The sequence below is a fragment of the Amycolatopsis circi genome (assembly GCF_003385235.1).
Classification (GTDB): Bacteria; Actinomycetota; Actinomycetes; order Mycobacteriales; family Pseudonocardiaceae; genus Amycolatopsis; species Amycolatopsis circi.
Genome location: NZ_PQIA01000032.1, coordinates 41,615 through 65,672, shown reverse-complemented (window position 1 = coordinate 65,672; position 24,058 = coordinate 41,615). Strand labels below are relative to the sequence as shown.

The window sequence follows — 24,058 nt, the reverse complement described above, 5'->3', positions numbered from 1 at the left end:
AACCCGCCGAACGGCGAAACCCCCGGCAGTGCCCGGCAAGACGCCCCACGCCGCCTCCCGGACTCGACTGCCGCGAGGGAACCCTCAGCGCCCCACCTTCTTCCAGATCACCACGACCCCGATGACCGCCACCAGCACCGCGCCCAGCACGATCAGCCCCTTCACCAGCAGGTCGTGCACGAGGTGCTGCAGCATTCCGTCCCCGTCCGCGAGCAGCACCGCGTTCACCGGCCGGACCGCTTCCGGTCCGGGTCCTCGTCCAGCCACCGCGCCGCCTGGCGCGCGACCTCGCCGCCGACGCGGCCGCGCACTCCCCGCGCACCACGCGCGTCCATCGCCCTCGCCGCGGATTTCGCCAGCGTCGCCGCGCCTTCCCGCACGCGCTCCCCCTTGCCGCGCCGACGCAGCGAAACGATCAGCGCGAAACCCGCCAGCCCGACGACCACGACGATCCCGGCGATGATGCCGAACCGGATCAGCAGGATGTTCAGCACCGTCTCCACAGCGCACCCCTTTCTGTCACACCTGTGATACAAACCGTTTCTATCACGGCTGTGATATAAAAGTCCAGTGCCTAGAGTCGTGGACGGGGAAGAGCGGCGCGCGCACATCGCCGAGGCGGTGCTGCGGCTGGCCGCGAAGGGCGGGCTGCACGCGGTCTCGCTGCGGGCGGTGGCCGCGGAATCGGGCCTGAACATCGGTTCGGTGCGGCATTACTTCGACAGCCAGCACGCGCTGATGCGGTTCGCGATGCGCAGCGTCATCGACCGGACGACCGCGCGGCTCGTCGAACGCCGCGAGAAGACCGGTTCGCTGTCGGAACTGCCGCTGGACGAGGCCGTCGACCAGCTCACCGAGTTCCTGTCGGAACTGCTGCCGCTGGACGAGCGGCGGCGCACCGAAGTGACCGTGCTGGTGGAATTCCTGATGGCCGCGCGCGCCGATCCGGGTCTGGACGACCTGGCCAAGGAAGCGGTTCAAGGCACCGTGACGCTGGCCCGCCGCATCGTCGACGCCCAGGCCCGCAGCGGCCGGTACGAGCCGAAAGACCCCGAGGTCGAAGCGCCCCGGCTGGCCGCGCTGCTGGACGGACTCGCGTTCCGGGCCGTGCTGCAGCCGGAACTCACCTCTCCGGAGGAGTGCGTCGCCGTCCTTCGCGCGCACCTCGCCGAACTCGTCCGACCGGTGGGTGACACCCAGGTGTGAGCGCCGCGGAGACCGGGTAACCGGCGGAACTGGAGCGGTTCCAGATCCCCGGGGAGGACTCCGATGCCGGACTCGGCGGCGACGCTGCGGGCGGCGGGCCTGCGCGTCACCAAGCCGCGGCAAGCCGTGCTCGGCTGGCTCGGCGAGCATCCGCACGCGACCGTCGACGCGATCGCGGCGGGCGTGCGCGAAAGCCTGGGCAGCGTGTCGATCCAAGCGGTCTACGACGTGCTCGCCGCGTGCGGCGACGCGGGACTGGTCCGCCGGATCGAGCTGTCCGGGCATCCGGCGCGGTTCGAGCGGCGGACCGGCGACAACCACCACCACGTGGTGTGCCGCCGCTGCGGCCGGGCCGAGGACGTCGACTGCGTCCGCGGCGAGGCCCCCTGCCTCACGCCGCACGACCGGCGCGGGTTCGCCGTGGACGAGGCCGAGATCGTCTTCTGGGGTCTGTGCCCGGACTGCTCCGCCGTTTCCGACCACCACGAGGAGCTCGCGAGATGACCGAAGAACCGAAACCCCCGGCGACCACCACGGACTCCGGGATCCCGGCCGAGAGCGACGAGCATTCGCTCACCCTCGGCCCGGGCGGCCCGATCCTGCTGCAGGACCACTACCTGATCGAGCAGATGGCGCAGTTCAACCGCGAACGGGTGCCGGAGCGGCAGCCGCACGCGAAGGGCAGCGGCGCGTTCGGGCACTTCGAGGTGACCAACGACGTCAGCCGCTTCACGAAGGCGGCGGTGTTCCAGCCGGGCGTGAAAACCGAGATGGCCGCCCGGTTCTCCACCGTGGCCGGCGAACGCGGCAGCCCGGACACCTGGCGCGACCCGCGCGGGTTCGCGCTGAAGTTCTACACGACCGAGGGCAACTACGACCTCGTCGGCAACAACACCCCGGTGTTCTTCATCAAGGACCCGCTGAAGTTCCAGCACTTCATCCGGTCGCAGAAGCGCCGCGCGGACAGCAACCTGCGCGACCACGACATGCAGTGGGACTTCTGGACGCTGTCCCCCGAATCGGCGCACCAGGTGACCTGGCTGATGGGCGACCGCGGGATCCCGCGCACGTGGCGGCACATGAACGGCTACAGCTCGCACACCTACATGTGGGTCAACGCCGCGGGCGAGAAGTTCTGGGTCAAGTACCACTTCAAGACCGACCAGGGCGTCGAGCACTTCACCCAGCACGAGGCCGACCAGATGGCATCGGCGGACACCGACTACCACACGCGGGACCTGTTCGAGGCCATCGCGCGCGGCGACTACCCGAGCTGGACCCTGCACGTCCAGGTGATGCCGTTCGAGGACGCGAAGACCTACCGGTTCAACCCGTTCGACCTGACGAAGGTGTGGCCGCACGGCGACTATCCGCTGATCGAGGTCGGGAAGATGACGCTCGACCGGAACCCGACCGACCACCACGCCGAGATCGAGCAGGCCGCGTTCGAGCCGAACAACCTGGTGCCCGGCATCGGCCCGAGCCCGGACCGGATGCTGCTGGGCAGGCTGTTCGCCTACGCCGACGCACACCGGTACCGGATCGGCGCGAACTACAAGCAGCTGCCGGTGAACTCGCCGGTCGCGCCGGTGCACAGCTACAGCAAGGACGGCGCGATGCGCTACGCCAAGGTCTCCGACCCGGTGTACGCGCCGAACTCCAAGGGCGGCCCGCGCGCGGACACGGAACGCTACGGCACGCCTGCGGGCTGGCACGCCGACGGCGAGATGGTCCGCTCGGCCTACGTCGACCACGCCGAGGACGACGACTGGGGCCAGCCGGGCACGCTCGTGCGCGAGGTGCTGAACGACGCCGAGCGCGAGCGGCTGGTGGACAACATCGTCGGGCACCTGCTGAACGGGGTGACCGAACCGGTGCTGAAGCGGGCCTTCGAGTACTGGCACAACGTGGACAAGGACCTCGGCGACCGCGTCGAGTCCGGCGTGCGCGCGAAGCAGAACGAGAAGGACCCGAAGGCGGCGGAGCAGGCCAACCCGGCACGGGAGAGCATGCAGCGCAAGGCCTAAGCGCTCGTGAGTGGCAATCCCGGTTCTAACCGGGATTGCCACTCACGAGTCCTCTGTAGACGCCCGGAAAACCGTGCGGCGATTCGCGGCTCGCTGGGTAGAGTGCGCTGGCATGGGGCATTTGGAGGCCGCGCATCTGCGCTACGTGCTGCCCGACGGGCGTCCGCTGCTCGGCGACGTCTCGTTCCGGGTCGGCGAGGGCGCGGTCGTCGCATTGGTCGGCCCTAACGGCGCGGGCAAAACCACGTTGCTGCGGCTGTTGTCGGGAGAGTTGAAGCAGGACGAGGGCGCGGTCACGGTGTCCGGCGGACTGGGCGTGATGGCGCAGTTCGTCGGGTCGGTGCGCGACGAACGCACAGTGCGGGATCTGCTGGTTTCCGTTGCCCCGCAACGGGTTCGCGACGCCGCGAGCGCGGTCGACACGGCCGAGGAGCGGTTGCTGGAGGTCGACGACGAGGCCGCGCAAATGCAGTACGCGCAGGCGCTCAGCGACTGGGCCGAAGCCCGCGGGTACGAGTTCGAGACCACCTGGGACATGTGCACGACCGAGGCGCTCGGCGCGCCGTTCGACCGCGCGCGCTGGCGGCTCGTGCGCACGCTCAGCGGCGGCGAGCAGAAACGGCTGGTGCTGGAAGCGTTGCTGCGCGGGCCGGACGAGGTGCTGCTGCTGGACGAGCCGGACAACTACCTCGACGTCCCCGGCAAACGCTGGCTCGAAGCCCGGCTGAAGGAAACCCGCAAAACCGTCCTGTTCGTGTCGCACGACCGCGAACTGCTCGCGCGAGCGGCGGACAAGATCGTGAGCGTCGAACCGGGCGGCGACGGCGCGGACGCGTGGGTGCGCGGCGGCGGTTTCGGCACCTATCACGAGGCGCGCCAGGAACGGTTCGCTCGCTACGACGAGCTGCGCCGGCGTTGGGACGAGAAGCACGCCCAGCTCAAACGGCTGGTCCGGGACATGCAGCAGTACGCCGCGCGCAGCGACGAGATGGCGTCGCGGTACAAGGCGGCGCAGACCCGGCTGCGAAAGTTCGAGGAGGCCGGTCCCCCGCCGGAACCGCCGCGACCGCAGGACATCCGGATGCGGCTGCGCGGCGGCCGCACCGGCGTGCGCGCGGTGACCTGCGTGAACCTGGAACTGACCGGGCTGATGAAGCCGTTTTCGCTGGAGATTTTCTTCGGCGAGCGCGTCGCGGTGCTCGGCTCGAACGGCTCCGGGAAGTCGCATTTCCTGCGGCTGCTCGCGGGCGGCGACGTCGCGCACACCGGCGACTGGAAGACCGGCGCGCGAGTCGTGCCCGGCCATTTCGCGCAGACGCACGCCCGTCCGGAACTCACCGGCCGCACGCTGGTCGACGTGCTCTGGACCGAACACGCAGCCGACCGCGGCGCGGCGATGTCCGCGCTGCGCCGGTACGAACTGCACCGACAGGGCGAGCAGGTCTTCGACCGGTTGTCCGGCGGACAGCAGGCGCGGTTCCAGATCCTGTTGCTGGAACTGGCCGGAACCACCGCGCTGCTGCTGGACGAGCCGACCGACAACCTCGACCTGGAATCGGCCGAGGCGCTGCAGGACGGACTGGATTCCTACGAGGGCACGGTGCTCGCGGTCACGCACGACCGCTGGTTCGCGCGCTCGTTCGACCGCTACCTCGTCTTCGGCTCGGACGGCGTGGTGCGCGAAACCCCGGAGCCGGTCTGGGACGAGCGACGGGTGGAACGGGCTCGCTAGTCCTTGCGCAGCAACGCATCCAGCTCGCGCACCAACTCCCCCGCCCGGCCGCGCCCGCCCGGTGCCTTCGGATACCGCGACAACACCCGGACGACCACCGGATCGGCCGCCGGGTGCTGCGCTGCCATCCCAGCCAGCTCGCACGCGTACGCCGCGTGGCCAGCCGGGCCGAGGATGTGCCACACCTGAGTCGCCTTCGCGAGCGGATGCAGAAACGCCGCCCCAGCCGCGGCGACAGCGGCCCGGGCAGCCTCGCTCGCTGCGACCTGCCCGGCGTCGCGAGTTTCCTGATACGCCCGTTGCGCCGCCCACGCGCTGTCCCGAATTGCCTTGCTGCGCTTGGCTCCCTCGGCGAACGCCCGCGCGGCCTCGATCGCGTCGTGCGGACGGCGGTCGTCCGGACGGGCTTGTTCGAAGATCGGCAGCGCGGGCTCGGCACAGGCCACCGCGTAGGCAGTGACGGCGCGAAGCTCGGAAAGGTCGAGTGCGATCTCCTCGGTCATGCGCTTGAACAGTATCGTTGAACTGCCGGTTGGCACTCCGTGCCGACTTCCAGCAGGAACTTCAGGCGAAACCCTCAACCGGGGAAGGACGGCGGTGGACGAGCGGAGGGCGTGGTCGGAAGCCGACAAGGCGGCCTACCGCCGGTTCGTGCGCACCCACCACCCGGACGTCGGCGGCGACCCGGCCGAGTTCGCCGCCGGACTGCGCGAGTTCCGGCGCGGCCCGCAAGCCGAAACCGCCCCACCCGACGAGTCCCTGGTGTTCGTACGCCGAAGCCGAGGCGTGCCCCGGCTCCTCGCGGCCCTCGCCGCACGCAGGCGACGGAAGCGGAACCCACGCGTGCAGTAACGCACGCCAGTCAGTGCCTGCAGCCTGGCCGAGTTGCGGACCGGCCCGCAAAACGAAACCGCCGCGGGGACCGAAACGGCCCCACGCGGCGAATCCGTAGTGTTCTTACTCCGAAACCGAGCCTCCTCGCCGCAAGCAGGCGACGAAAGCAGAACCCGCGCGTCACATCGTGCCGGTCAGCGCCTGCAACCCGAGACTGGACGCGGCGACCGCGATCCACAGGATGGCCCCCATCAGCAGCGGCCGGTGTCCCGCCTTGCGCAGGTCGGACGGCTTGAGCGCCAGGCCGATCCCGGCGAGCGCCATGGTGATCAGGAAGGTGCCGAGCGTCGACAGCGGCGCGTGCCACGATTCCGGGATCCAGCCCGCGCTTTCCACCGTCGCGGCGGCGAGGAAGCCGATCAGGAACGGCGGCACCAGCCGGTGCCAAGGCATGGCGCGCAACGAAATCCGGCCGCCGCCTGCCTGCTTGCGCGCGGCGAGCACGGCGAGGAACAGCACGATCGGGATCAGCGTGAGCGTGCGAGTGAGCTTCACGACGAGGCCGTACGCACCGGCGTCGCCGCCATACGCGTAGGAAGCCGCGACGACGGAAGACGTGTCGTTCACCGCGGTGCCAGCCCACAGGCCGAACGCGTGCGGCGACATCCCGAGCGCGTGCCCGAGCGGCGGGAACAGCAGGACCGCGGCCACGTTGAAGGTGAAGATCGTGCCGAGTGCGTAAGCGATATTGGCTTCCTTCGGCTTCAGCACCGCGCTGGTCGCCGCGATCGCGGACGCACCGCAAATGCCGGTGCCGACACCGATCAGCGTCTGCGTTTCCCCGCGGACGCCGAGCAGCCGGCCGAGCACCCAAGCGCCGCCGAGCGCGACCGCGAGCGTGCCGAGCATCACCGGCAGCGACTGCCCGCCGACGTGCACCACCTGCTGGATCGACAGTCCCGTGCCCAGCACGACGATCGACAGCTGCAGCACCGGCCGGGACGCGACGGCGTAGCCCGGGCTGAACCGCCAACTGCGCAGCCCCGGCACGACCGCGCCGGCGACCGCGCCGAGCAGGATCGCCAGCACCGGCCCGCCGACCACCGGCACCAGCTTCCCGCCCGCCGTCGCCACCGCCGCGACCAGCAGCGCGACCGCGAGGCCCGGCACCGGACGGGCGAGCTTGGCCCGCCATTCCGCCGTCGCGCGCGTCGCTCCCAGCGTCGCGCCGGTCACCGGTTCACTCCTGTGCGCACTTCTGGCCTCCTCGGTAATGTACGTACATTTAATCTAAGAGCTGTCCGTACATTTGGCAAGCGGTACTGTTCCCGGCATGGGCGAGGCAGAGCTGGTGCGCACCGGCGGACAGCCCCTGTGGCGGCAGTTGCAGCAGCGGCTGCTGGTGCGCATCCGCGCCGGGGAGTTCGACGGCGCGTTCCCCGGGGAACTGGCGCTCGCCGACGAATACAGCGTCAGCAGGCAGACGGTCCGGCAGGCGCTGCGGGAACTCCGCGCGGACGGCACGCTCATCGCCGAACGCGGACGCCAGCCCCGCGTCGCCGCGGCCGCCGAGATCCAGCAGCCGCTCGGCGCGCTCTACAGCCTCTTCGCCGCGGTCGAGGAGGCCGGGCTCGACCAGCACAGCGTCGTGCGCCGGCTCGACATCCGCGCGGACGCGGTGGTCGCCGAACGGCTGTCGCTGGAGGGCTCCACTCCCCTGCTGTACCTGGAACGCTTGCGGCTGGCCGGAAACGACCCGCTGGCCGTCGACCGGGTGTGGCTGCCCGCCGACCTCGCGCGTCCGCTGCTGGACGCGGATTTCCAGCACACCAGCCTGTACGGCGAACTCCACCGCCGCACCGGCGTCCGGCTCGACCACGGCGAGGAACAGATTCGCGCCGTCGTGCCGACGCTGGCCGAACGCACCCTGCTGGGCTGCGGCGAAACCGTCGGCGCGTTCTCCATCGGACGGCTGGGCACCAGCGCGGGCAAACGGATCGAATGGCGGCACACGCTGGTGCGCGGCGACCGGTTCGCGCTGACGGCCGAGTTCTCCGGGCGCACCGGGTACCGGCTGGTCACGACGGGGGCACTTGCCGGAACCCGCTGACCCGGCGGGCACCGGGTCGCTACGCTCCGCGCATGTCGATCTTCGCGCGTATTCTGCAGGTCTTCTTCATGGTCCTCGGGCTGGCCAGCATCGGGGTCGGGCTGATCATGGTGCTGATCGCCAGGCCCTACTGGACGTGCGAGGTGTCACGCAACGAGCCGAACTACACGTCGTACCGCTCGACCGACCTCGAGTCGTTCACGAGCTACCACCTGTTCTGGTTCGTGCTCGGCCTCGCGCTCGAGATCATGGCCGTGGCGGTCGCCGCGGGCGCGCGCCGCAAGACCGTCGAACACCTGCTGATGTCGATGGGCGCACCGGCGGCCGGGCCGATGCCGCCCGGCCCGCTGCCGTCCGCTCCGCTGCCCCCGGGCGCGATGCCCGCCCCGGGTGCGATGCCTGGCCCTTACCCCGGCTACCCGCAGCAGCCGGGATACCCGGGCCAGTAACTCAGCCGATCCGGATCCCGGCCAGCTGCGTGCCCTGCGCGACCAGCGTCCCGGCGCTGTCCCACACGTGGCAGGACTCGTCGACCCGTCCGTCGCCGATGAGGTGGGCGCGGTGCAGCACGCGCACCGGCCCGGGAGCCGGACGCGCCCGTACGTAGGCAGTCAGCTCGAGCGTCGGGACCCAGCCGGACGGCGCGACATCAAGGGTTGCCGGAGGCAGGGCGTCGACCGCGAACAGCAGGCTGACCGGGTCGAACGGCTCGTCGCCGGGCAGCGCGAGCAGGGCGCGCAGTTCGCCGCGGCCGCTAGGCCCGTCGGCGAGCGGGCGGTCGAAGTACACGTCGATCTCGTCGCGGATCGCGATCGGGATGCCGGACGTCAGCACGTCCGGGCCCCACGGCTCCTCCGGGAACGGGCCGAACGCTGGCCGCGGCACCCCGTCCTGCCAGAACGGCTCGGCCTCGCCGAGGACGCCCAGCGTCAGAAGGGCCTCGACCTGCGGGACGCCGTCCTTGAGCAGCCGTCCGCGCAGCTGGGTCGCGGTCCGGCCGGTGCGCAGCACCTCGACCTCGATCTCCGCCGGACCCGGTTCGGGCGAGCGCAGGTAGTGCGCGCTGGCGGCCAGCACGTCCGGATGGCCGGAAACGACGGTCGCCGCGCGGGCGATCGTGGCCAGCAGGTAGCCGCCGTTCGGGCGGCCGCCGATGGTCCACGCCGGGCTGAGATCGACGCTGAACTCGGTGTCCGACCGCTGCTTGACCGCGGACACCGCGGCGAAGGTCGTCGTGCTCACGGTTCCCTCCAGGTGAGTTGCTTCCCGCAACCTACCTGCTAGGCCGTCCGGGCGTCCCGGGCACTGAGACTCACCCCACCCCGTTTGCCCGCGTTCCGGAGATTCTCCCGGCAAGATGTTCCCGGTGCGTGTCGAGGACGGCGCGCGGGTTCCGTTCCCTTGGTGAGCCCGCCCGGAAGCGGCGGGCCGGACACTGGAGGAAACGCTATGCCGAAGTACATGCTGCTGCAGACCTACGCCCAGGGCGAGGACTGCGACATTCCGTTGCCGGAGTGGGCTCCGGAGGACATCCGCGCGCACATCCAGTTCCAGCACGTGCTCAACGCCGAGCTGACCGAGGCCGGGGAACTCGTCGAGGCGGAAGGCCTGGCCGGGCCGGAAGCGGCGAAGACCGTGGTCGCGGACGGCAAGGGCGGCGCGGTCGTCACCGACGGGCCGTTCCCGGAGGGCAAGGAACTGCTGGCCGGATACCGCGTGGTGGACGTCGAATCGGAGGCGCGGGCGCTGGAGATCGCGACCCGGGTTTCGGCCGCGCCGGGCCCGGAAGGCGCGCCGCTGCGGGTGCCGATCGAGGTGCGCCAGGTGATGAGCGCGCCGGTCGTCTGATGTCGGAGCGCGAGGTGGAGGACCTGGTGCGCACGCTCGCGCCCCAGGTCCTCGCCGTCCTCGTGCGCCGGTCCGGCGATTTCGGCGCGGCCGAGGACGCGACGCAGGAAGCCTTGCTCGCCGCGGTGCAGCACTGGCCTTCCGAAGGAATCCCGGAGAATCCGCGCGGCTGGCTGCTGCAGACCGCCAGCCGCCGGATCATCGACAGTTTCCGCAGCGACCAGGCCCGGCGGCGGCGCGAGGACACCGTCGCCGCCGAGCCCGCGGGTGCCGAGGCGCCGGACGAGGACGACACCCTGACGCTGTTGTTCCTGTGCGCGCACCCGTCGCTGACCTCGGCGTCGGCGATCGCGCTGACCTTGCGAGCGGTCGGCGGCCTGACGACCGCGGAGATCGCGAGCGCGTTCCTCGTGCCGGAAACCACGATGGCGCAACGGATCAGCCGGGCGAAGGCGAAAATCACGAAGTCCGGCCTGCCGTTCCGGATGCCCTCCGCCGACGAGCGGCAGGCGTCGCTGCGGTCCGTGCTGCACGTGCTGTACCTAGTGTTCAACGAGGGATACACGAGCAGCGGGGGCCGCCGCCTGCACCGCACGGAACTGTCCGCCGAAGCGATCCGGCTCGCGCGGCTGCTGCACGCCGCGCTGCCGGACGACGGCGAAGCGGCCGGATTGCTCGCGCTGATGCTGCTCACCGACGCCCGGCGGCCGGCCCGCACCGGACCGGACGGCGACCTCGTCCCGCTCGTCGACCAGGACCGGGCGCGGTGGGACCGTTCGCTGATCCGGGAAGGCGTCGCGCTGATCACCGCCGCTTTGGCCCGCGACGGCATCGGCGAATACCGGCTGCAGGCCGCGATCGCCGCGACGCACGACATCGCGTTGCGGGCCGAAGACACCGATTGGCCGCGCGTGCTCACGCTGTACACGCGGCTCGAGGCGCTGACCGGCAACCCCGTCGTAACGCTCAACCGCGCGATCGCGACTGCGATGGTGCACGGGCCGGACGCCGGGCTCACGATGCTGGCCGGGCTCGACGACCGGCTCCCCGGCCACCACCGCCTCGCCGCCGCCCGCGCGCACCTGCTGGAACTGGCCGGCGAACGAGAGGAGGCCATCCGCCACTACGCCGCGGCCGCCGCCCGCACCGGAAACACCGCCGAGCAGCGCTATCTGACCCTGCGCGCGGCCCGGCTCCGAGCCAGCCATTCCACAAGTCGCTCGCCGATCGGCACCGAGTAGTATCAGGACACTTCACGAGCGGAGCGCAGCATGGCGAGCATCGAAGACGCCCGTCGCCGGACCGGGTACGACGTCACCGAAACGGCCGCCGACGACGTGCTCTCCGCCCTGCGCGCCGCCGCACCGCCCATGCCGGACGCCGGGGTCGTCTGGTGGCTGTACGCAGGCCGGAAGCCGCGGACGCCGTACCTGGTCGCCGGTCTGCGCGGCACGCGGGGAAGCCTGGTGTGGCACGAAAACGGCGAGGTCTTGCTGCCCGCGGACGGCGCGGGCGAGGAGCCGGTCGACTACTTCAGCCTTCAGGGCGCGCACTTCCCGCAGCCCTCCGGGAGCGAGATTTCCGCCGAGGAAGTGCTGCGCGCGGTGCGGGAACTGTGCGAGTCCCGGTCGCGGCCCGCCGGAGTTTGCTGGAAGCCCGCCTAGCCTTTGTCCACATCGGACAGTCGTTGCCGCGCGAAGTCGTCTTTGTGCGCCTGGGCCCATTCGCGGAATGACGTCGCTCTTCCGACGAACCGTTCCACCGTGTTGTTCACCGGCGCTGCCCGGCCCGCCGCCGCCTCCTCCACGTCCATCAGATGCTCCAGCACCGCCTCCGGCATCCACTCCGGACGCCGCGCCAGCGCCTCGCTCCGCGTTTCGGTCACCACTTCGATCGAGCGACCCAATTCCTCCGCAAGGATTTCGACGACCGCACGCTGCGTCATCGACTCCGGCCCAGTCAGCGCCAGCCTCTGCCCCGGATAGCTACGCTCCGTGAGCAGCTTTGCCGCGACCGCCGCCACGTCCGCCTCAGCCGTCGGCGTGCACTGCGACTCCGGCGAGAAGAGCCGCACCGGCTTCCCGGCCCGGATCGCCGCGCCCCAGTCGCGCCGGGTGTTGCCCGCCAGCCAGCCCGGATACAGCACCGTGAACGGCAGCCCGGACTCCGCTAATGCCTCCTCCGCGGGCAGATGCGCCCGCCGGATCGGATTGTCCGCCGCACCCTCGTAGACGTCCGGCGACGACAGCAGCACGACGTAAGACACGCCGGCTTTATGGGCTGCAGCAAGGAAATACTCCGCGCCGTTCGGTCGCGTCGGATAGAGGAAAATCGCGTCGACGCCGCGCAGCGCGTCCTCGAACCCGCCCTCAGCCGTGAGATCCAACGACACCGCGTCGAGCAGATCCAGCCCGGTCGCATCGCGGGCCGATCCACGCACCTCGTGCCCGCCCTCGCGCAGCGCACGGACGACCTCGCTCCCGACGTTCCCGCGCGCCCCCGTCACCAGGATGGTCATCCCACACTCCCTTTGCCCTTAAATTAACTTTGTTTATAAAGCTAACTGTGCTCACTCGCCGCTGTCAACTTCCGGCATCCGGTACACGACCGGGCGAGATCGTTGTATGGATCGTGTACGGATCCCTCCGACACTCAGGCAGTTCGATTCGGACGAGTGAAGGGAGATCCGTCGTGGTCGGGAATGTGATGGTCCGGCGCGCGGTCGCCGCGCTGCTCGCCGCGGGGGCGGTCACCGCAGTCGCGACGCCCGTGAGCGCCGCCGAGACGGCCGGCGCCTGGCGAGCCGATCTGTCCTCAGTGGACAGTGACGACGTCAACGTCGCCGCGTCCAGCGGCACGCTCACGCTGCGAGACTCCGCGTGGAGACCCGCCGACCAGGCCGCGGGCAGCGAGGGCTACCTTCTCTCCGCCGAACGACGCCTGCCCGCGCCGGCGAACCGCGTAGCCGCCGAAATCTCCGCCGACGCGCCACCAGGCACCTCGGTCGACGTCGACGTCCGCGGCCGCTCCGGTGCCGACGACTGGACGGAATGGACCCCCGCCGGCACCGCGCTCCCCCGTGCGGTGAGCGTCGTGCAGACCAGGATCACGCTGTCCAGCACGACCACCGCCCGCCCCACCGTGCGCGACGTCGAACTGACCAGCTCCCTGGCCCCGCAGGCGAACGCCATCGCCGCCGCCACCCCGCTCACGTACACCGTCTACGCCACCCGCGAAGGCCTCGCCGGCCACACCACCGCGAACGGCCACGTCATCGCGAGCAACGACCACTTCGTCGCGCTGCCGTCCGGGAAAGCCCTGTCGCCCAAGGGAACCGGCAACTACAGCGTGCGGGTGTGCAAGACGGACAACAGCCGCTGCGAATACGCGCCGGTCTGGGACGTCGGACCGTGGAACACGAAGGACGACTACTGGAACCCGTCCTCGGTGCGCGCCGAGTACAAAGACCTGCCGCAAGGCCAGCCCGAGGCCTACGCCGCCTACCACAACGGCTACAACGGCGGCCGCGACGATCTCGGGTACAAAGTGGGCAACCCCGCGGGCATCGACCTGGCCGACGGCACGTTCGCTTCGGGCGTCGGCCTCGGCGACAACGGGAACGTCAAGGTCACCTACCTGTGGACGGGCTCCGCCGCGGCGAGCGGCCTGGTGCAGACGGCGGGCGACCCGGTGAACGTCCGGTCGGGTGCGCACACGTCGTCGTCGGTGAAGGGCCTGGCGGCGAACTACGCCAAGGTGAACATCGAATGCTACGTCAACGGGGACAGCGTGACCGGGAAGTTCGGGACGAGCAAGATCTGGGACCGGATCGGGCCCGGGCACTACATCTCGGACACGTATGTGAAGACGGGTTCGGACGGTCCGGTGGCACCGCTCTGCTGAGGCTGCTGCGAGGAGAGTTGCCGGTGGGGCCCTGGGGGTTCTCACCGGCGACTCCCCCTTGTTTGGCCGCGCTGGCGAGGCGGGTCGGGGATGCCGGTGCAGTGCTTTGGACTGGCTCCTCGCCGACTTCCCTTCGTTCCGTTTCGCCACCGGGTTCGGCTCGGAGTTTCTGCCGCGCCGCATGGCCCTGACTTTCGCAACCCACACTGCCCAGGTTTGCCCAGAAGCCCCTTCGGAAACCGCTCCTCCGCCAGCCGATTCCGATGCCTTACTCCCGGTTTCACCGGAAAACCTGCGCCCGAGTCGTTTCCTCGCCGCCGAACCCGTCGCCAATAAGTCTCGCTTCCGGATTCCGCACCGGTTCTGGCTTCTCCACTGCTCCATCAGGGTGAGCGTGTCCGCGCCGCGACACCCGAAATCCCTTTGTCCAAGCCGGGTTTCTGAAGCTTCTCCCCCGCAGCCGCCGCGGGGGTCCGGATCCGGGCCTCCGCGGTTTCCACCCGGTTCAGCGACGGTTTTCCCCTCAACCGCCGGTTAAAGTGGCTAACGTGCGCTGCCGCAGCCGAGGGGGTCCGCCATGCCACGCCGATTCGCACTCATCGCCGCCATCGTCCTGCTCGCCATCACCCTGACCACACCCGCCGACGCCACACCGTCCATCATCGGCGGCGAAAAAGCTTCCCTGGCCCAACATCCGTACGCGGTGTACTTAGTGGACAGTCACGGAACCCAGTTCTGCGGCGGCGTCATCGTCAGCCGCACCGCGGTCGCGACCGCCGCGCACTGCGCCGCCATCGTCCCGGTCGGCGAACTCAGCGTAGTAGCCGGCCGAGAAGACAAACGCAGCCAAGACGGCGTCGTCCGCGCAGTGTCCGCCGCCTGGCAACACCCCGATTTCCATACACCGCAACAAGGTTCGGACGTCGCCGTCCTGACCGTCCGCGGCTCGCTCCCCTACCGTCCCGCCGACCTGGCCCGCGATCCAAGCCAATACCCCGCCGGCACCAATGCCACCGTCCTGGGCTGGGGCCGACTCGCCGACGGCGGCGACCGTTCGGACTACCTGCGCCAAGCCACCGTCCCCCTGGCCGACGACGCCACCTGCCACACCGCCTACCCGGAATACTCCCCAACGAGCATGCTCTGCGCCGGCTACCCCAACGGCGGCATCGACGCCTGCAAAGGAGATTCCGGCGGCCCGCTGCTGGTCGGCGACACGGTGATCGGCATCGTCTCCTACGGCGACGGCTGCGGGAAGCCCGGCAAGCCCGGGATGTACACGAGGGTGACGTCCTTCGCCGACGAGATCGCCGCCCACGCCGGGCTCAGTTGACCTCTGGCACTCGTGCTCCAGCGGTCGACACCGCCCGCAGCACCCTGCCCCACCGAACTCAGCCGACCCTGACACTCGCGCCCCAGCGCTCGACACCGCCCGCAACACCCTGCCGCACACCGAACCCAACTGACCCTGACACTCGCGCCCCAGCGCTCGACGACGACCGCATCCCCTGCTCGCGCGCCGAACTCGGTTGGCCCTGGCCCTGGCACTCGCGCTCGCGCGATCGACACCGCGCAGCACGCTGCCGTACGCCGAACTCAGCCGACCCTGACGCTGGCGGTCCAGCGTTCGACGACGACCGCATCCCCCTGCCCGCAGGCCGAACTCGGCTGAACCGGTTTCCCGCATCGCGCGGACGAACCGTCGAACGCGCGGGGCCGCATCGCGCGCGACCTCCGCTGCGCGGCAAGGTAAAGTCCGGGGTATGACGTCGCCGGAGGCCAACAGACGGTAGCCGCCCAGCTTCAAGCTGGGCGGCGGAGCGACGGGCGCTGGGGGTTTGCTCCCGGGTTGAGCTGACCGGCGGAAGCTACGAGCGCCGCGCGGTTGAGCCGACTGTGCTTCGGGCAGGTTCTCGTGAGTGTTTGTCCCGGTTAGAACCGGGACAAACACTCACGACAGTCAACGCTGTCGTCATCGGCACAGCCACGCTCAGCCGTCGGCTCCACCGCGCCCAGGCAGCCGCGCCAACGGCAAGGTCTGGTCACAGCCAACCGCGAGGCCTGCGTACGGCGGCCGCATCACGGCGAAGTCTGACGCCACCGGCAAGCACACCGGCCGCAGACGCGCCATGGCGAAGCCCGCCTTCGTAGCCAGCAAAGCCTGTTCGCAACAGCGGCACCGCTGGCTATGCCTGCCTGACCTGGCCATGCCTGCCTGCCACCTCAACGGCACGGCGGCACGGCGGCACGGCGGCACGGCGGCACGGCGGCACGGCGGCACGGCGGCACGGCGGCACGGCGGCACGGCGGCACGGCGGCACGGCGGCACGGCGGCACGGCGGCACGGCGGCACGGAAGAGCGTCCCACCCAGCCAATGCCCCCGGGCTCAGCCCGCGCCGCCCGAAGGCTCACCTCGCGAAGGCCGACAGCCTGGAAGCCGATCGCGTGAAGCCCCGCCCAAAGGCCCAAGCCACCCCACTCCGCGCCCAGACCCCGACCCAAACCGTCCTCATCCCCGGCGTCCCTCCGACGCCGCCACTCATCCGGAGTCGAGTCTTGCCTCCCATCCTCTTCATCCTCGCCAGCGCGGTCTTCGCGCAAGGCACCTCCGAGTTCGTCCTCTCCGGCCTGCTCCCCCAAATCGCCGCCGACACCGGCGTTTCCCTCGGCACTGCCGGGCTGCTGACGTCCCTCTTCGCCGCCGGAATGGTCATCGGGGCGCCACTGCTCGCGATGCTCGGCAGCAGGTTGCCGCGCAAAACGGCGCTCCTAGCCTTCCTCGGGCTCTTCTGCGCAGCACACGTCACGGCCGCCCTCACCACCGATTTCCCTCTCCTGCTCGCCACCCGAGCCGTCGCGGCATTTGCCAACGCTGGGTTCCTCGCCGTAGCACTCGCCGCCCTGCCCGCGCTCGTCCCACCGGACGCTGTCGGGCGGGCGACTTCCGTGCTCCTGTCGGGTGTCACGCTCGCGTGCATCGTCGGCGTTCCGGCGGGGACAGTGCTCGGGCAATATGCCGGGTGGCAGGCCGCGTTTTGGGCGATCGCCGCGATCACCGCGGTGGCCGCCGCGGCACTTGCCACGGCCTCGTTCGACGATCCGCCAGCGACAAGCCCGGTGTATCGCGAGTGGCGCGTGCTGACCCAAACCCGCGTCGCAACGACCGTGGTCAAGGGGATTCTCGTCAACGGCGGGACGTTCGCGGCCTTCACCTACCTCGGCACGATGACCCAATTAACCGGCTGGGTTCCGGTCGTGCTGGCGGTGTTCGGAGTGGGCTCGTTCGTCGGCGTCACGGTCGCGGGCAAGGCAGGTCCGAAGATCCTCAAAGCGGGTACGGCAGTGTTGACCGGAGTGTGGGTGGCGGCGTTCTTCGCGGCGCAAAGCCTTCCGGGGCTCCTCACGGCCGCATTGCTCACCGGGGCGGCGGCGTTCGGCGTCGGGTCCGCCCTCATCGCCAAAATTGTCACGACGGCCAACGAGGAAGCGCCGCGGGTGGCCGGGGCGATCGCGACTACGGCGTTCAATCTCGGCGCGGTGGTCGGGCCTGCCATGGCGGGGGCCTTCGTCATGGACGCGGCGCATGCGCGCGCGGCGTTCTGGGTCAGCGCGGCCTTCACGGCGGCGGCGACGTTCCTGCGGGTGAAGAAGTAGAAAAAGGCGGCCCGGGCAAGCGAAAGCCCGGGCCGCCTCGATCGTCAAGGCTCAGCGGAGCGTGTCCCAGCCCGCGTAGCGAGCCTCGGTGCCCAACTCCTCTTCGATGCGGATCAGTTGGTTGTACTTCGCCGTGCGGTCGGACCGCGACAGGGAACCCGTCTTGATCTGGCCGCATCCGGTCGCCACCGCGAGGTCGGCGATGGTGGTGTCCTCGGTCTCGCCCGAACGGTGCGACATGACCGCCGAGTAGCCCGCCTTGTGCGCGGTGTCGACCGCGGACAGCGTCTCGGTCAGGGTGCCGATCTGGTTGACCTTGATGAGGATCGAGTTGGCGATGCCTCGCTTGATGCCGTCGCGCAGGATCTCGACGTTCGTGCAGAACAGGTCGTCGCCGACGAGCTGGACGCGGTCGCCGATGCCGTCGGTCAGCTGCTTCCAGCCGGCGTAGTCGTCCTGGGCCAGGCCGTCCTCGATCGACACGATCGGGAAGCGCTCGGTCAGCTCGGTGAGGTACGCGACGTGTTCCTCGATGCTGCGCTTGCGGCCCTCGCCGGTGTAGTCGTAGACGCCGTCGCGGTAGAACTCCGACGCCGCCGGGTCCAGCAGCAGCGCGATGTCCTTGCCCGGTTCGTACCCGGTCTTCTCGATCGCGCGGACCACGAACTCGAGCGCCTCGTCGGCCGACCCCAGCTGCGGCGCGAACCCGCCCTCGTCGCCGACATTCGTGTTGTGTCCCGCCTCGTGCAGCGACTTCCGCAGCGTGTGGAACACCTCCGAGCCCATCCGCACGGCCTCGGCGAACGTCGAAGCGCCGACCGGGCCGATCATGAACTCCTGGAAGTCGATCGGGTTGTCCGCGTGCGCGCCGCCGTTGATGATGTTCATCATCGGCATCGGCAGCAGGTGCGCGTACACGCCGCCGACGTACCGGTACAGCGGCAGCGTGTTCGCCGCGGCAGCCGCCTTCGCTACCGCCAGCGAAACCCCGAGCGTCGCGTTCGCGCCGAGGCGCGCCTTGTTCTCGGTGCCGTCGAGGGCGATCAGGGCACGGTCCACGTCGGCCTGCGCCTCGGCTTCCATCCCGATCACGGCGTCGGCGATCTCGCCGTTCACCGCGTCGATCGCCTTGCGCACGCCCTTGCCGTGGAACCGCTTCGCGTCGCCGTCCCGCAGCTCGACGGCCTCGCGCGTGCCGGTGGAGGCCCCGGACGGCACCGCCGCCCTGCCCGCCGACCCGTCCGCCAGCACCACGTCGACCTCGACCGTCGGGTTGCCCCGGCTGTCGAGCACCTCACGGCCCCGGACCCGGACGATGCCTGTCATAACGCTCCTCGGAGGTTCGAGCCGAAGCACTCGCGCACGCTCCGTGAAGCGCTCCGGCAGCAACGCGGCACCACGGCGAGCCGCACGTCACCACGGAGGCTAGCAGAACTTTTCTGAATCGATCCGGGAAAGCCGGGACTCTCCACTTAGGACATTCCGGAACCGTTTCCCGGCAAAGGGAACGAACCGGAACTTCGCACGAAGACACTTCACGCGCCGGACAACCCGCGTTCATCAGCGGGCCGCGCGACCAGCATAGCTTCGCTTCCGCCTGGGAGCCGGAGGAGGCCGTCATGTCCAACACCGTCAGCCGTCGAGGAGCATTAGGCCTAATGGGCGCAAGCGCTGCCGTACCACTGCTCGGCACTGGTACGGCGAGTGCCGCTCCGCTTGCTCCAGCCTCGGGCGGTGGCGCGACACCGGTGCAGGGTCTGCATCTCACGTTCGGCCGCGATCCTGCGCGGCAGATGGTGGTCTCATGGCTCACCGACGGCCCGGTCCGCCGTCCGCGCGTCCTCTACGGCACGCTCGACGACGGCTTCGGCTCGTACGCTCCCGCGGTCACCCGGACCTACCTCGACGGCGCTTCCAACCGCACGGTCTGGGTGCACCACGCCGAGATCAACCGCCTCTGCCCGAACACCGAGTACCTCTACGTCGCCCAGCACGACGGCGCGACGCCCGACGCGGGCACGTTCCGCACCGCGCCCGGCGGCCGGTCCGCGTTCACCTTCACCAGCTTCGGCGACCAGTCCGCGCCGCAGGTCACCTGGGATCTCAAGGGCGCGCCCGCGCTCGACTTCTTCTCCACCCCGGCCACGAAGGACATCGTCACCGGCATCGAGACCGTCGCGCCGCTGTTCCACCTGCTCAACGGCGACCTCTGCTACGCCAACCTCGACGTCGACCGCGTGCGCACCTGGAACAACTTCTTCACCAACAACACCCGCTCGGCGCGGTACCGGCCGTGGATGCCCGCCGCGGGCAACCACGAGATCGAGAAGAAGAACGGCGCGATCGGCATGGACGCCTACCAGGCGTATTTCCAGCTGCCCGCCACCGAAACCGACCCGGAACTCGCCGGTCTCTGGTACGGCTTCACCGTCGGCGCGGTGCGGGTGATCGTGCTGCAGAACGACGACAACTGCCTGCAGGACGGCGGCGACGTCTACGTCAACGGCTACTCCGGCGGACGGCAGCTCGCCTGGCTGGAGAAGGAACTGGCCGCGGCGCGGGCCTCGCGCGACGTGGACTGGATCGTCGTCGCGATGCACCAGGTCATGATCAGCACGTCCGACGCGAACGGCGCCGACCTGGGCCTGCGCGAGAAGTACGGCCCGCTGTTCGACCGCTACGGCGTGGACCTGGTGCTCTGCGGGCACGAGCACGACTACGAGCGTTCCCTGGCCGTGCACGGCGTCGTCGCGGAAAGCGAGACGCTCACGCCGAACCCGGTGTCCGCCGCGACCGACAACATCGACGCCACGCACGGCACCGTGCACATGATTCTCGGCGGAGGCGGCGTCTCCGGCACCACCAACGGCAGCTTCTTCAAGGACGGCACCGGAAAGGTGCTGACCGCCGTGGCGGACAAGCGGGATCCGGCTACCGGCAAGCGGAAACCGACGTACGTGCGCGAAAAAGCCGTGTGGAGCGCGGTCCGCGACCTCGACCACCCCTACGGTTTCGCCGCGTTCACGGTGGACCCCGGGCGCCGTCCCGGCGGCACCACGACCATGCACGTCACCTATTACAACGTGAACAAGCCGACCGGCGAGCTGTCGGTGTTCGAACGGTTCTCCCTGCACCGCAAGCGCGCCGACGGCTGACGTCAACCCCTTCTCCTGTCTGGTCCGGACCACCCCACAAGCCGGAGAGAACGATCGTTTGCCGCGCTACGCTGGCCGTGGACCCGGTGGCCGCGACGGACACCTCCCCCATCGTCAGTCCATTGTGGACCATCGGGCCGCGAGGAGCGCCCATGGACCACGCCGTCACCCCCTTCGTGCTGGACCCGGCGGCACCGGACGTGCACGGCGAGGGCGCGCGGCTGCGCGCACACGGACCGCTGACCGTGGTCGAGCTGCCCGGCGGCGTGCTCGCCTGGTCGGTCACGAGCCTTCCGCTGCTGCGCAGCCTGCTCGCCGACCCGCGGGTGTCGAAGGACGCCCGGCGGCATTGGCCCGCCTACCGGGACGGCGAGGTCACCTCCGACTGGTCGCTGCACATCTGGGTTTCGGTGCAGAACATGTTCACCGCCTACGGCGACGAGCACCGCCGGCTGCGATCGTTGGTGTCCAAGGCTTTCGCGCCCGGCCGGATCGCCGCGCTGCGCCCGGTGGTCGCCGAAATCGTCGACGGCCTGCTCGCCGATCTCGACGCCGGACCGGCGGAAACCGACCTGCGCGACCGGTATTGCTACCGGCTGCCGATCGAGGTGATCTGCCGGCTGGTCGGGGTCCCCGAACCGGCGCGGCTCGGCCTGCGGACCGCGGTGGCCGGAATGTTCGCGACGTCGGCGACCGCGGAGGAGGCGACCGCGAATGTCGAGCGGCTGTACGGAATTCTCGCCGATCTGGTCGCGCAACGGCGCACCGAGCCGGGCGACGACCTCGCCACCGCGCTCATCACCGCCCGCGATTCGGACGGTTCCCGGCTCAGCGAAGCGGAACTGGTGGACACGCTGATTTTGGTGATCACCGCCGGTCACGAGACGACGGTCAACCTCCTCGACCAGGCCGTGACCGCGCTGCTGACGCATCCCGCGCAACTGCGGGCGGTCCTCGACGGAACGCGCACCTGGTCCGACGTCGTGGACGAGACTTTGCGCTGGCAGTCACCGCTTTCGCACCTGCCGCTGCGGTTCGCGCGGGAGGACATCGAGGTCGAGGGCACGACCATCCGAGCGGGCGACCCGATCCTCGCGTCGTTCGGCCCCGCCGGTCGCGACGAGGGCCACCACGGACCGGACGCGGACGAGTTCGACCTGTCCCGGAAGGACAAATCAGCGCTCGCGTTCGGCCATGGGGTGCATTATTGCCTCGGCGCACAGCTCGCCCGGATGGAAGCGGAACTCGGGCTGCCCGCGCTGTTCGAGCGCTTTCCGGATCTGGCGCTGGCATTGCCCGGGGACCAGCTGGAGCCGATGCCGTCGTTCATTACCAACGGGCACGTGACTTTGCCGGTGCGGCTTAAGCGCTCGTGAGTGGCGCTGCCGGTTCTAACCGGCAGCGCCACTCACGAGGCCGGCTGCGACGCGGACTCGCCCGGGACAGGCGGGGCGGGAGCTGGGCAGGCGCTCGTGAGTGCCTATCCCGGTTCTAACCGGGATTGCCACTCACGACTCCCACTCGGCCAGCACCTCTTCCGTGTGCGAGCCCGGAACCGGCGGCGGCGTCGGCGCATCCGTTGTGCTGCGCGAAAACCGCGGTGCCGGAGCGGGCTGGACGATCCCGTCCACCGTGATCAGGCCGGAGCGCGCGGCGATGTGCGGGTGCTTGGGCGCCTCGTCGGGAGCGAGGACCGGCGTGACGCACGCGTCGGTGCCGTCGAAGACCTCGGCCCATTCGTCGCGGGTGCGGCTGAGGAAGGCACGGGTGAAGGTGGCGCGGAGCGTGGGCCAGCCGTCGCGGTCGAGCTGCGGCGGCAGGTCTTCCGCGGCGAGGCCGAGCCCGTTGAGGAGAGCCGCGTAGAACTGCGGTTCGAGCGAACCGACGGCGACGTAACGGCCGTCCGCGCAGACGTACGTGTCGTAGAACGGCGCGCCGCCGTCCAGGAGGTTCGTGCCGCGTTCGTCCGACCATGAACCCAGGCCGCGCAGGGCCCACATCATCTGGGAGAGGACGTTCGCGCCGTCGACCATCGCCGCGTCCACGACCTGGCCGCGACCGGTCCGGCCGCATTCCCACAGTGCCGCGAGCACGCCCGCGATCAGGAACATCGAGCCGCCGCCGAAGTCGCCGACCAGGTTGAGCGGCGGCACCGGACGTTCGCCCGCGCGGCCGATCGCGTGCAGGACGCCGGTGAGGCCGAGGTAATTGATGTCGTGGCCGGCGCGCTGGGCGAGCGGGCCCTCCTGGCCCCAGCCGGTCATCCGGCCGTAGACCAGGCGGGGATTGACCGCGAAACAGTCGTCCGGGCCGACGCCGAGCCGTTCGGTGACGCCCGGGCGCAGGCCCTCGACCAGCACGTCCGCTTTCGCCGCGAGCCGCAGCACGAGGTCGCGGCCTTCGGGAGTCTTGAGGTCCGCCGCCACCGAACGGCGGCCGCGCAGGAGCGGGTCCGGTTTGCCGCCGCTGAGGTCGAGCGAACCGGAGGGCCGTTCCACCCGGACGACATCCGCGCCCAGGTCGGCGAGCACCATGCAAGCGTGCGGCCCCGGCCCGATCCCGGCCAGTTCGACGACTTTCAGCCCGCTCAACGGTCCCGCCACATGTCCTCCTCGGCTCCGGTGCACCCTGCCGCGGCGACCCTACCGGCCGGTCCGGACCGCACCCGCGCGTGTGGGGTAACCCACCCGTGGCCCGACCCGGGCAGAACCGGCGCCGCGCCTCACCCGAACCGGGGACTGGCGTCTCGCCGCCGCGTCAGCCGGGTACCCGGCTGGTATCCAGGAGTCACGAAAGGATCAAGGAGGGTTTTCCGTGAGCTTTTTCGACCAGGCCAAGGACAAGATCCAGGAATTCGCGGGCAACAACCCGGACAAGGTCGGCGACGGCGTCGACAAGGCCGCCCAATTCGCCGACGAGAAAACCGGCGGCAAGCACGGCGACCAGATCCGCCAGGGCGCGGACAAGCTGAAGGAAAACTTCGGCGGCGGCCAGCAGGGCGGCCAGGAACAAGGCGGCGGACAGCAGCAGGGCGGCTTCGACCAGGGCGGCCAGCAGGGTGGCTTTGAGCAAGGCGGCCAGCAGCAGGGCGGCCAGCAGCAGGGTTTCGAACAGGGCGGTCAGCAGCAGGGCGGCTACGAGCAGGGCGGCCAGCAGGGCGAGCAGCAGTGGGGCAACCAGCAGTAGCAAAGGCTGCTCCGGCCTGACTCCCGGGCCGAGCGCGGTCTCGGGCAGCCTCAAGAGTCGACTGCGGCGAAACCGCGTGTCGGCCGTCGCAGTCAGCTGCCCTGATCAACGACGGCACGCAAGTCGGCTGCGGAAGGTAAACAGCGACCGGAGTCACCGGCGAAAGTCTGCCGAGGCAAGCGAACCGCACAGGTCAGGAGCCGCGGAAACCACCCGCGGCGAACGAGCTGCGCGAATCGACTGCCGCGAGCAACCGCAGTCACTTGCGGAAGTCGGCCGCAGCAAGCGAACCGCGCAAGTCGGCACGGCAGCCAGCTGCGAAAACCCGTCCACGGCAAGCTCACCGAGCAAGTCGGGGGCTGCCCGAACCAGTGGCGGCAGGCGAGCCAGGCCAGTCGTTTG

24 protein-coding genes are annotated in these 24,058 nt (G+C 70.2%); 16 read left to right on the top strand and 8 right to left on the bottom strand.

Annotated elements, in window-relative coordinates:
• Positions 1-84: 84 nt before the first annotated feature.
• Positions 85-228 carry a hypothetical protein gene (locus tag D0D37_RS16800; RefSeq protein ID WP_167493539.1) on the bottom strand — a complete coding sequence of 48 codons (144 nt, stop codon included), beginning with the start codon at positions 226-228 and terminating at the stop codon, positions 85-87.
• Entirely contained in the window at positions 225-503 is a 279-nt protein-coding gene (locus tag D0D37_RS16795) for a hypothetical protein (RefSeq protein WP_208719990.1), read from the bottom strand. The genes D0D37_RS16800 and D0D37_RS16795 overlap by 4 nt, the downstream gene beginning before the upstream one ends.
• A 67-nt stretch (positions 504-570) precedes the next feature.
• Here D0D37_RS16795 and D0D37_RS16790 point away from each other — a divergent pair, with 67 nt between their 5' ends.
• The 4 genes from D0D37_RS16790 to D0D37_RS16775 all read left to right on the top strand — a co-directional run bounded on the left by D0D37_RS16790 (position 571) and on the right by D0D37_RS16775 (position 4,965).
• Positions 571-1,206: a TetR/AcrR family transcriptional regulator gene (locus tag D0D37_RS16790; RefSeq protein ID WP_116201484.1), complete on the top strand. Its 636-nt coding sequence runs from the start codon at positions 571-573 to the stop codon at positions 1,204-1,206.
• Between the two features lie 63 nt (positions 1,207-1,269).
• Positions 1,270-1,710: a Fur family transcriptional regulator gene (locus tag D0D37_RS16785; protein WP_116201483.1), complete on the top strand. Its 441-nt coding sequence runs from the start codon at positions 1,270-1,272 to the stop codon at positions 1,708-1,710.
• Entirely contained in the window at positions 1,707-3,233 is a 1,527-nt protein-coding gene (locus D0D37_RS16780) for a catalase (RefSeq protein ID WP_116201482.1), read from the top strand. Before D0D37_RS16785 ends, D0D37_RS16780 begins: the two co-directional genes overlap by 4 nt.
• 112 nt (positions 3,234-3,345) lie before the next feature.
• Positions 3,346-4,965, top strand: a complete 1,620-nt coding sequence (locus D0D37_RS16775) for an ABC-F family ATP-binding cassette domain-containing protein (RefSeq protein WP_116201481.1) — start codon at positions 3,346-3,348, stop codon at positions 4,963-4,965.
• Here the strand turns inward: D0D37_RS16775 and D0D37_RS16770 are convergent.
• A complete protein-coding gene (locus D0D37_RS16770) occupies positions 4,962-5,468 on the bottom strand; it encodes a putative immunity protein (protein ID WP_116201480.1) in 507 nt (168 codons plus the stop codon). The two genes, D0D37_RS16775 and D0D37_RS16770, sit on opposite strands and share 4 nt — an antisense overlap.
• Positions 5,469-5,562: 94 nt before the next feature.
• On the opposite strand from D0D37_RS16770, the gene D0D37_RS16765 reads away from it, so the two are divergent.
• Positions 5,563-5,817, top strand: a complete 255-nt coding sequence (locus D0D37_RS16765) for a hypothetical protein (RefSeq protein WP_116201479.1) — start codon at positions 5,563-5,565, stop codon at positions 5,815-5,817.
• A 162-nt stretch (positions 5,818-5,979) separates the two neighbouring features.
• On the opposite strand, the gene D0D37_RS16760 is transcribed toward D0D37_RS16765, so the two are convergent.
• Positions 5,980-7,035 carry a YeiH family protein gene (locus D0D37_RS16760; protein WP_116201478.1) on the bottom strand — a complete coding sequence of 352 codons (1,056 nt, stop codon included), beginning with the start codon at positions 7,033-7,035 and terminating at the stop codon, positions 5,980-5,982.
• Positions 7,036-7,132: 97 nt separating this feature from the next.
• Between D0D37_RS16760 and D0D37_RS16755 the strand changes: the two genes are divergently transcribed.
• Together D0D37_RS16755 and D0D37_RS16750 are read left to right on the top strand one after the other, a co-directional pair.
• The gene (locus tag D0D37_RS16755; RefSeq protein WP_116201477.1) at positions 7,133-7,909 is read left to right on the top strand and encodes a GntR family transcriptional regulator; all 777 of its coding nucleotides are present in this window, start codon (positions 7,133-7,135) and stop codon (positions 7,907-7,909) included.
• Positions 7,910-7,941: 32 nt separating this feature from the next.
• Positions 7,942-8,358 (top strand): hypothetical protein, encoded by a 417-nt coding sequence (locus D0D37_RS16750; protein ID WP_116201476.1) that lies wholly within the window; start codon positions 7,942-7,944, stop codon positions 8,356-8,358.
• 1 nt (position 8,359) lies between these two features.
• Here the strand turns inward: D0D37_RS16750 and D0D37_RS16745 are convergent, their stop codons facing one another.
• Positions 8,360-9,151 (bottom strand): thioesterase family protein, encoded by a 792-nt coding sequence (locus tag D0D37_RS16745; RefSeq protein WP_116201475.1) that lies wholly within the window; start codon positions 9,149-9,151, stop codon positions 8,360-8,362.
• A 207-nt stretch (positions 9,152-9,358) separates the two neighbouring features.
• Here D0D37_RS16745 and D0D37_RS16740 point away from each other — a divergent pair, with 207 nt between their 5' ends.
• The 3 genes from D0D37_RS16740 to D0D37_RS16730 are packed head-to-tail and all read left to right on the top strand — an operon-like array spanning position 9,359 to position 11,421.
• Positions 9,359-9,757, top strand: coding sequence for a YciI family protein (locus D0D37_RS16740; protein ID WP_116201496.1), 399 nt, complete (start codon positions 9,359-9,361; stop codon positions 9,755-9,757).
• Complete coding sequence (locus tag D0D37_RS16735; protein ID WP_244223540.1) at positions 9,757-10,998, top strand: RNA polymerase sigma factor; 1,242 nt, start codon at positions 9,757-9,759, stop codon at positions 10,996-10,998. The genes D0D37_RS16740 and D0D37_RS16735 overlap by 1 nt, the downstream gene beginning before the upstream one ends.
• 30 nt (positions 10,999-11,028) lie before the next feature.
• The gene (locus tag D0D37_RS16730; RefSeq protein WP_116201474.1) at positions 11,029-11,421 is read left to right on the top strand and encodes an Imm1 family immunity protein; all 393 of its coding nucleotides are present in this window, start codon (positions 11,029-11,031) and stop codon (positions 11,419-11,421) included.
• Here D0D37_RS16730 and D0D37_RS16725 read toward each other — a convergent pair.
• A complete protein-coding gene (locus tag D0D37_RS16725; protein WP_116201473.1) occupies positions 11,418-12,275 on the bottom strand; it encodes an SDR family oxidoreductase in 858 nt (285 codons plus the stop codon). The two genes, D0D37_RS16730 and D0D37_RS16725, sit on opposite strands and share 4 nt — an antisense overlap.
• Before the next feature lie 173 nt (positions 12,276-12,448).
• Here D0D37_RS16725 and D0D37_RS16720 point away from each other — a divergent pair, with 173 nt between their 5' ends.
• The 3 genes from D0D37_RS16720 to D0D37_RS16710 all read left to right on the top strand — a co-directional run bounded on the left by D0D37_RS16720 (position 12,449) and on the right by D0D37_RS16710 (position 17,315).
• Complete coding sequence (locus tag D0D37_RS16720; protein ID WP_425266945.1) at positions 12,449-13,660, top strand: hypothetical protein; 1,212 nt, start codon at positions 12,449-12,451, stop codon at positions 13,658-13,660.
• Between the two features lie 577 nt (positions 13,661-14,237).
• Positions 14,238-14,993: a S1 family peptidase gene (locus D0D37_RS16715; protein ID WP_116201472.1), complete on the top strand. Its 756-nt coding sequence runs from the start codon at positions 14,238-14,240 to the stop codon at positions 14,991-14,993.
• 1,224 nt (positions 14,994-16,217) lie between these two features.
• Positions 16,218-17,315, top strand: a complete 1,098-nt coding sequence (locus D0D37_RS16710) for an MFS transporter (RefSeq protein WP_116201471.1) — start codon at positions 16,218-16,220, stop codon at positions 17,313-17,315.
• 51 nt (positions 17,316-17,366) lie between these two features.
• Here D0D37_RS16710 and eno read toward each other — a convergent pair whose 3' ends face one another.
• Positions 17,367-18,641 carry a phosphopyruvate hydratase gene (gene eno, locus D0D37_RS16705; RefSeq protein WP_116201470.1) on the bottom strand — a complete coding sequence of 425 codons (1,275 nt, stop codon included), beginning with the start codon at positions 18,639-18,641 and terminating at the stop codon, positions 17,367-17,369.
• A 293-nt stretch (positions 18,642-18,934) separates the two neighbouring features.
• On the opposite strand from eno, the gene D0D37_RS16700 reads away from it, so the two are divergent.
• The gene (locus tag D0D37_RS16700; RefSeq protein WP_116201469.1) at positions 18,935-20,470 is read left to right on the top strand and encodes a purple acid phosphatase family protein; all 1,536 of its coding nucleotides are present in this window, start codon (positions 18,935-18,937) and stop codon (positions 20,468-20,470) included.
• A 152-nt stretch (positions 20,471-20,622) separates the two neighbouring features.
• Complete coding sequence (locus D0D37_RS16695) at positions 20,623-21,846, top strand: cytochrome P450 family protein (RefSeq protein ID WP_208719989.1); 1,224 nt, start codon at positions 20,623-20,625, stop codon at positions 21,844-21,846.
• 132 nt (positions 21,847-21,978) lie between these two features.
• Here D0D37_RS16695 and D0D37_RS16690 read toward each other — a convergent pair whose 3' ends face one another.
• Complete coding sequence (locus tag D0D37_RS16690) at positions 21,979-23,073, bottom strand: CaiB/BaiF CoA transferase family protein (protein WP_116201468.1); 1,095 nt, start codon at positions 23,071-23,073, stop codon at positions 21,979-21,981.
• Between the two features lie 211 nt (positions 23,074-23,284).
• On the opposite strand from D0D37_RS16690, the gene D0D37_RS16685 reads away from it, so the two are divergent.
• On the top strand, positions 23,285-23,656 hold the full coding sequence (locus tag D0D37_RS16685) for an antitoxin (RefSeq protein WP_116201467.1): 372 nt from the start codon (positions 23,285-23,287) through the stop codon (positions 23,654-23,656).
• The last annotated feature ends 402 nt before the right edge of the window (positions 23,657-24,058 follow it).

What these genes read in the sequence shown, in the direction of transcription:
- D0D37_RS16785 (WP_116201483.1), top strand. Translation starts at nt 1,270, where the DNA reads ATGCCGGACTCGGCGGCGACGCTGCGGGCGGCGGGCCTGCGCGTCACC.
- D0D37_RS16780 (WP_116201482.1), top strand. Translation starts at nt 1,707, where the DNA reads ATGACCGAAGAACCGAAACCCCCGGCGACCACCACGGACTCCGGGATC.
- D0D37_RS16775 (WP_116201481.1), top strand. Translation starts at nt 3,346, where the DNA reads ATGGGGCATTTGGAGGCCGCGCATCTGCGCTACGTGCTGCCCGACGGG.
- D0D37_RS16770 (WP_116201480.1), bottom strand. Translation starts at nt 5,468, where the DNA reads ATGACCGAGGAGATCGCACTCGACCTTTCCGAGCTTCGCGCCGTCACT.
- D0D37_RS16755 (WP_116201477.1), top strand. Translation starts at nt 7,133, where the DNA reads ATGGGCGAGGCAGAGCTGGTGCGCACCGGCGGACAGCCCCTGTGGCGG.
- D0D37_RS16750 (WP_116201476.1), top strand. Translation starts at nt 7,942, where the DNA reads ATGTCGATCTTCGCGCGTATTCTGCAGGTCTTCTTCATGGTCCTCGGG.
- D0D37_RS16740 (WP_116201496.1), top strand. Translation starts at nt 9,359, where the DNA reads ATGCCGAAGTACATGCTGCTGCAGACCTACGCCCAGGGCGAGGACTGC.
- D0D37_RS16735 (WP_244223540.1), top strand. Translation starts at nt 9,757, where the DNA reads ATGTCGGAGCGCGAGGTGGAGGACCTGGTGCGCACGCTCGCGCCCCAG.
- D0D37_RS16730 (WP_116201474.1), top strand. Translation starts at nt 11,029, where the DNA reads ATGGCGAGCATCGAAGACGCCCGTCGCCGGACCGGGTACGACGTCACC.
- D0D37_RS16725 (WP_116201473.1), bottom strand. Translation starts at nt 12,275, where the DNA reads ATGACCATCCTGGTGACGGGGGCGCGCGGGAACGTCGGGAGCGAGGTC.
- D0D37_RS16715 (WP_116201472.1), top strand. Translation starts at nt 14,238, where the DNA reads ATGCCACGCCGATTCGCACTCATCGCCGCCATCGTCCTGCTCGCCATC.
- eno (WP_116201470.1), bottom strand. Translation starts at nt 18,641, where the DNA reads ATGACAGGCATCGTCCGGGTCCGGGGCCGTGAGGTGCTCGACAGCCGG.
- D0D37_RS16700 (WP_116201469.1), top strand. Translation starts at nt 18,935, where the DNA reads ATGTCCAACACCGTCAGCCGTCGAGGAGCATTAGGCCTAATGGGCGCA.
- D0D37_RS16695 (WP_208719989.1), top strand. Translation starts at nt 20,623, where the DNA reads ATGGACCACGCCGTCACCCCCTTCGTGCTGGACCCGGCGGCACCGGAC.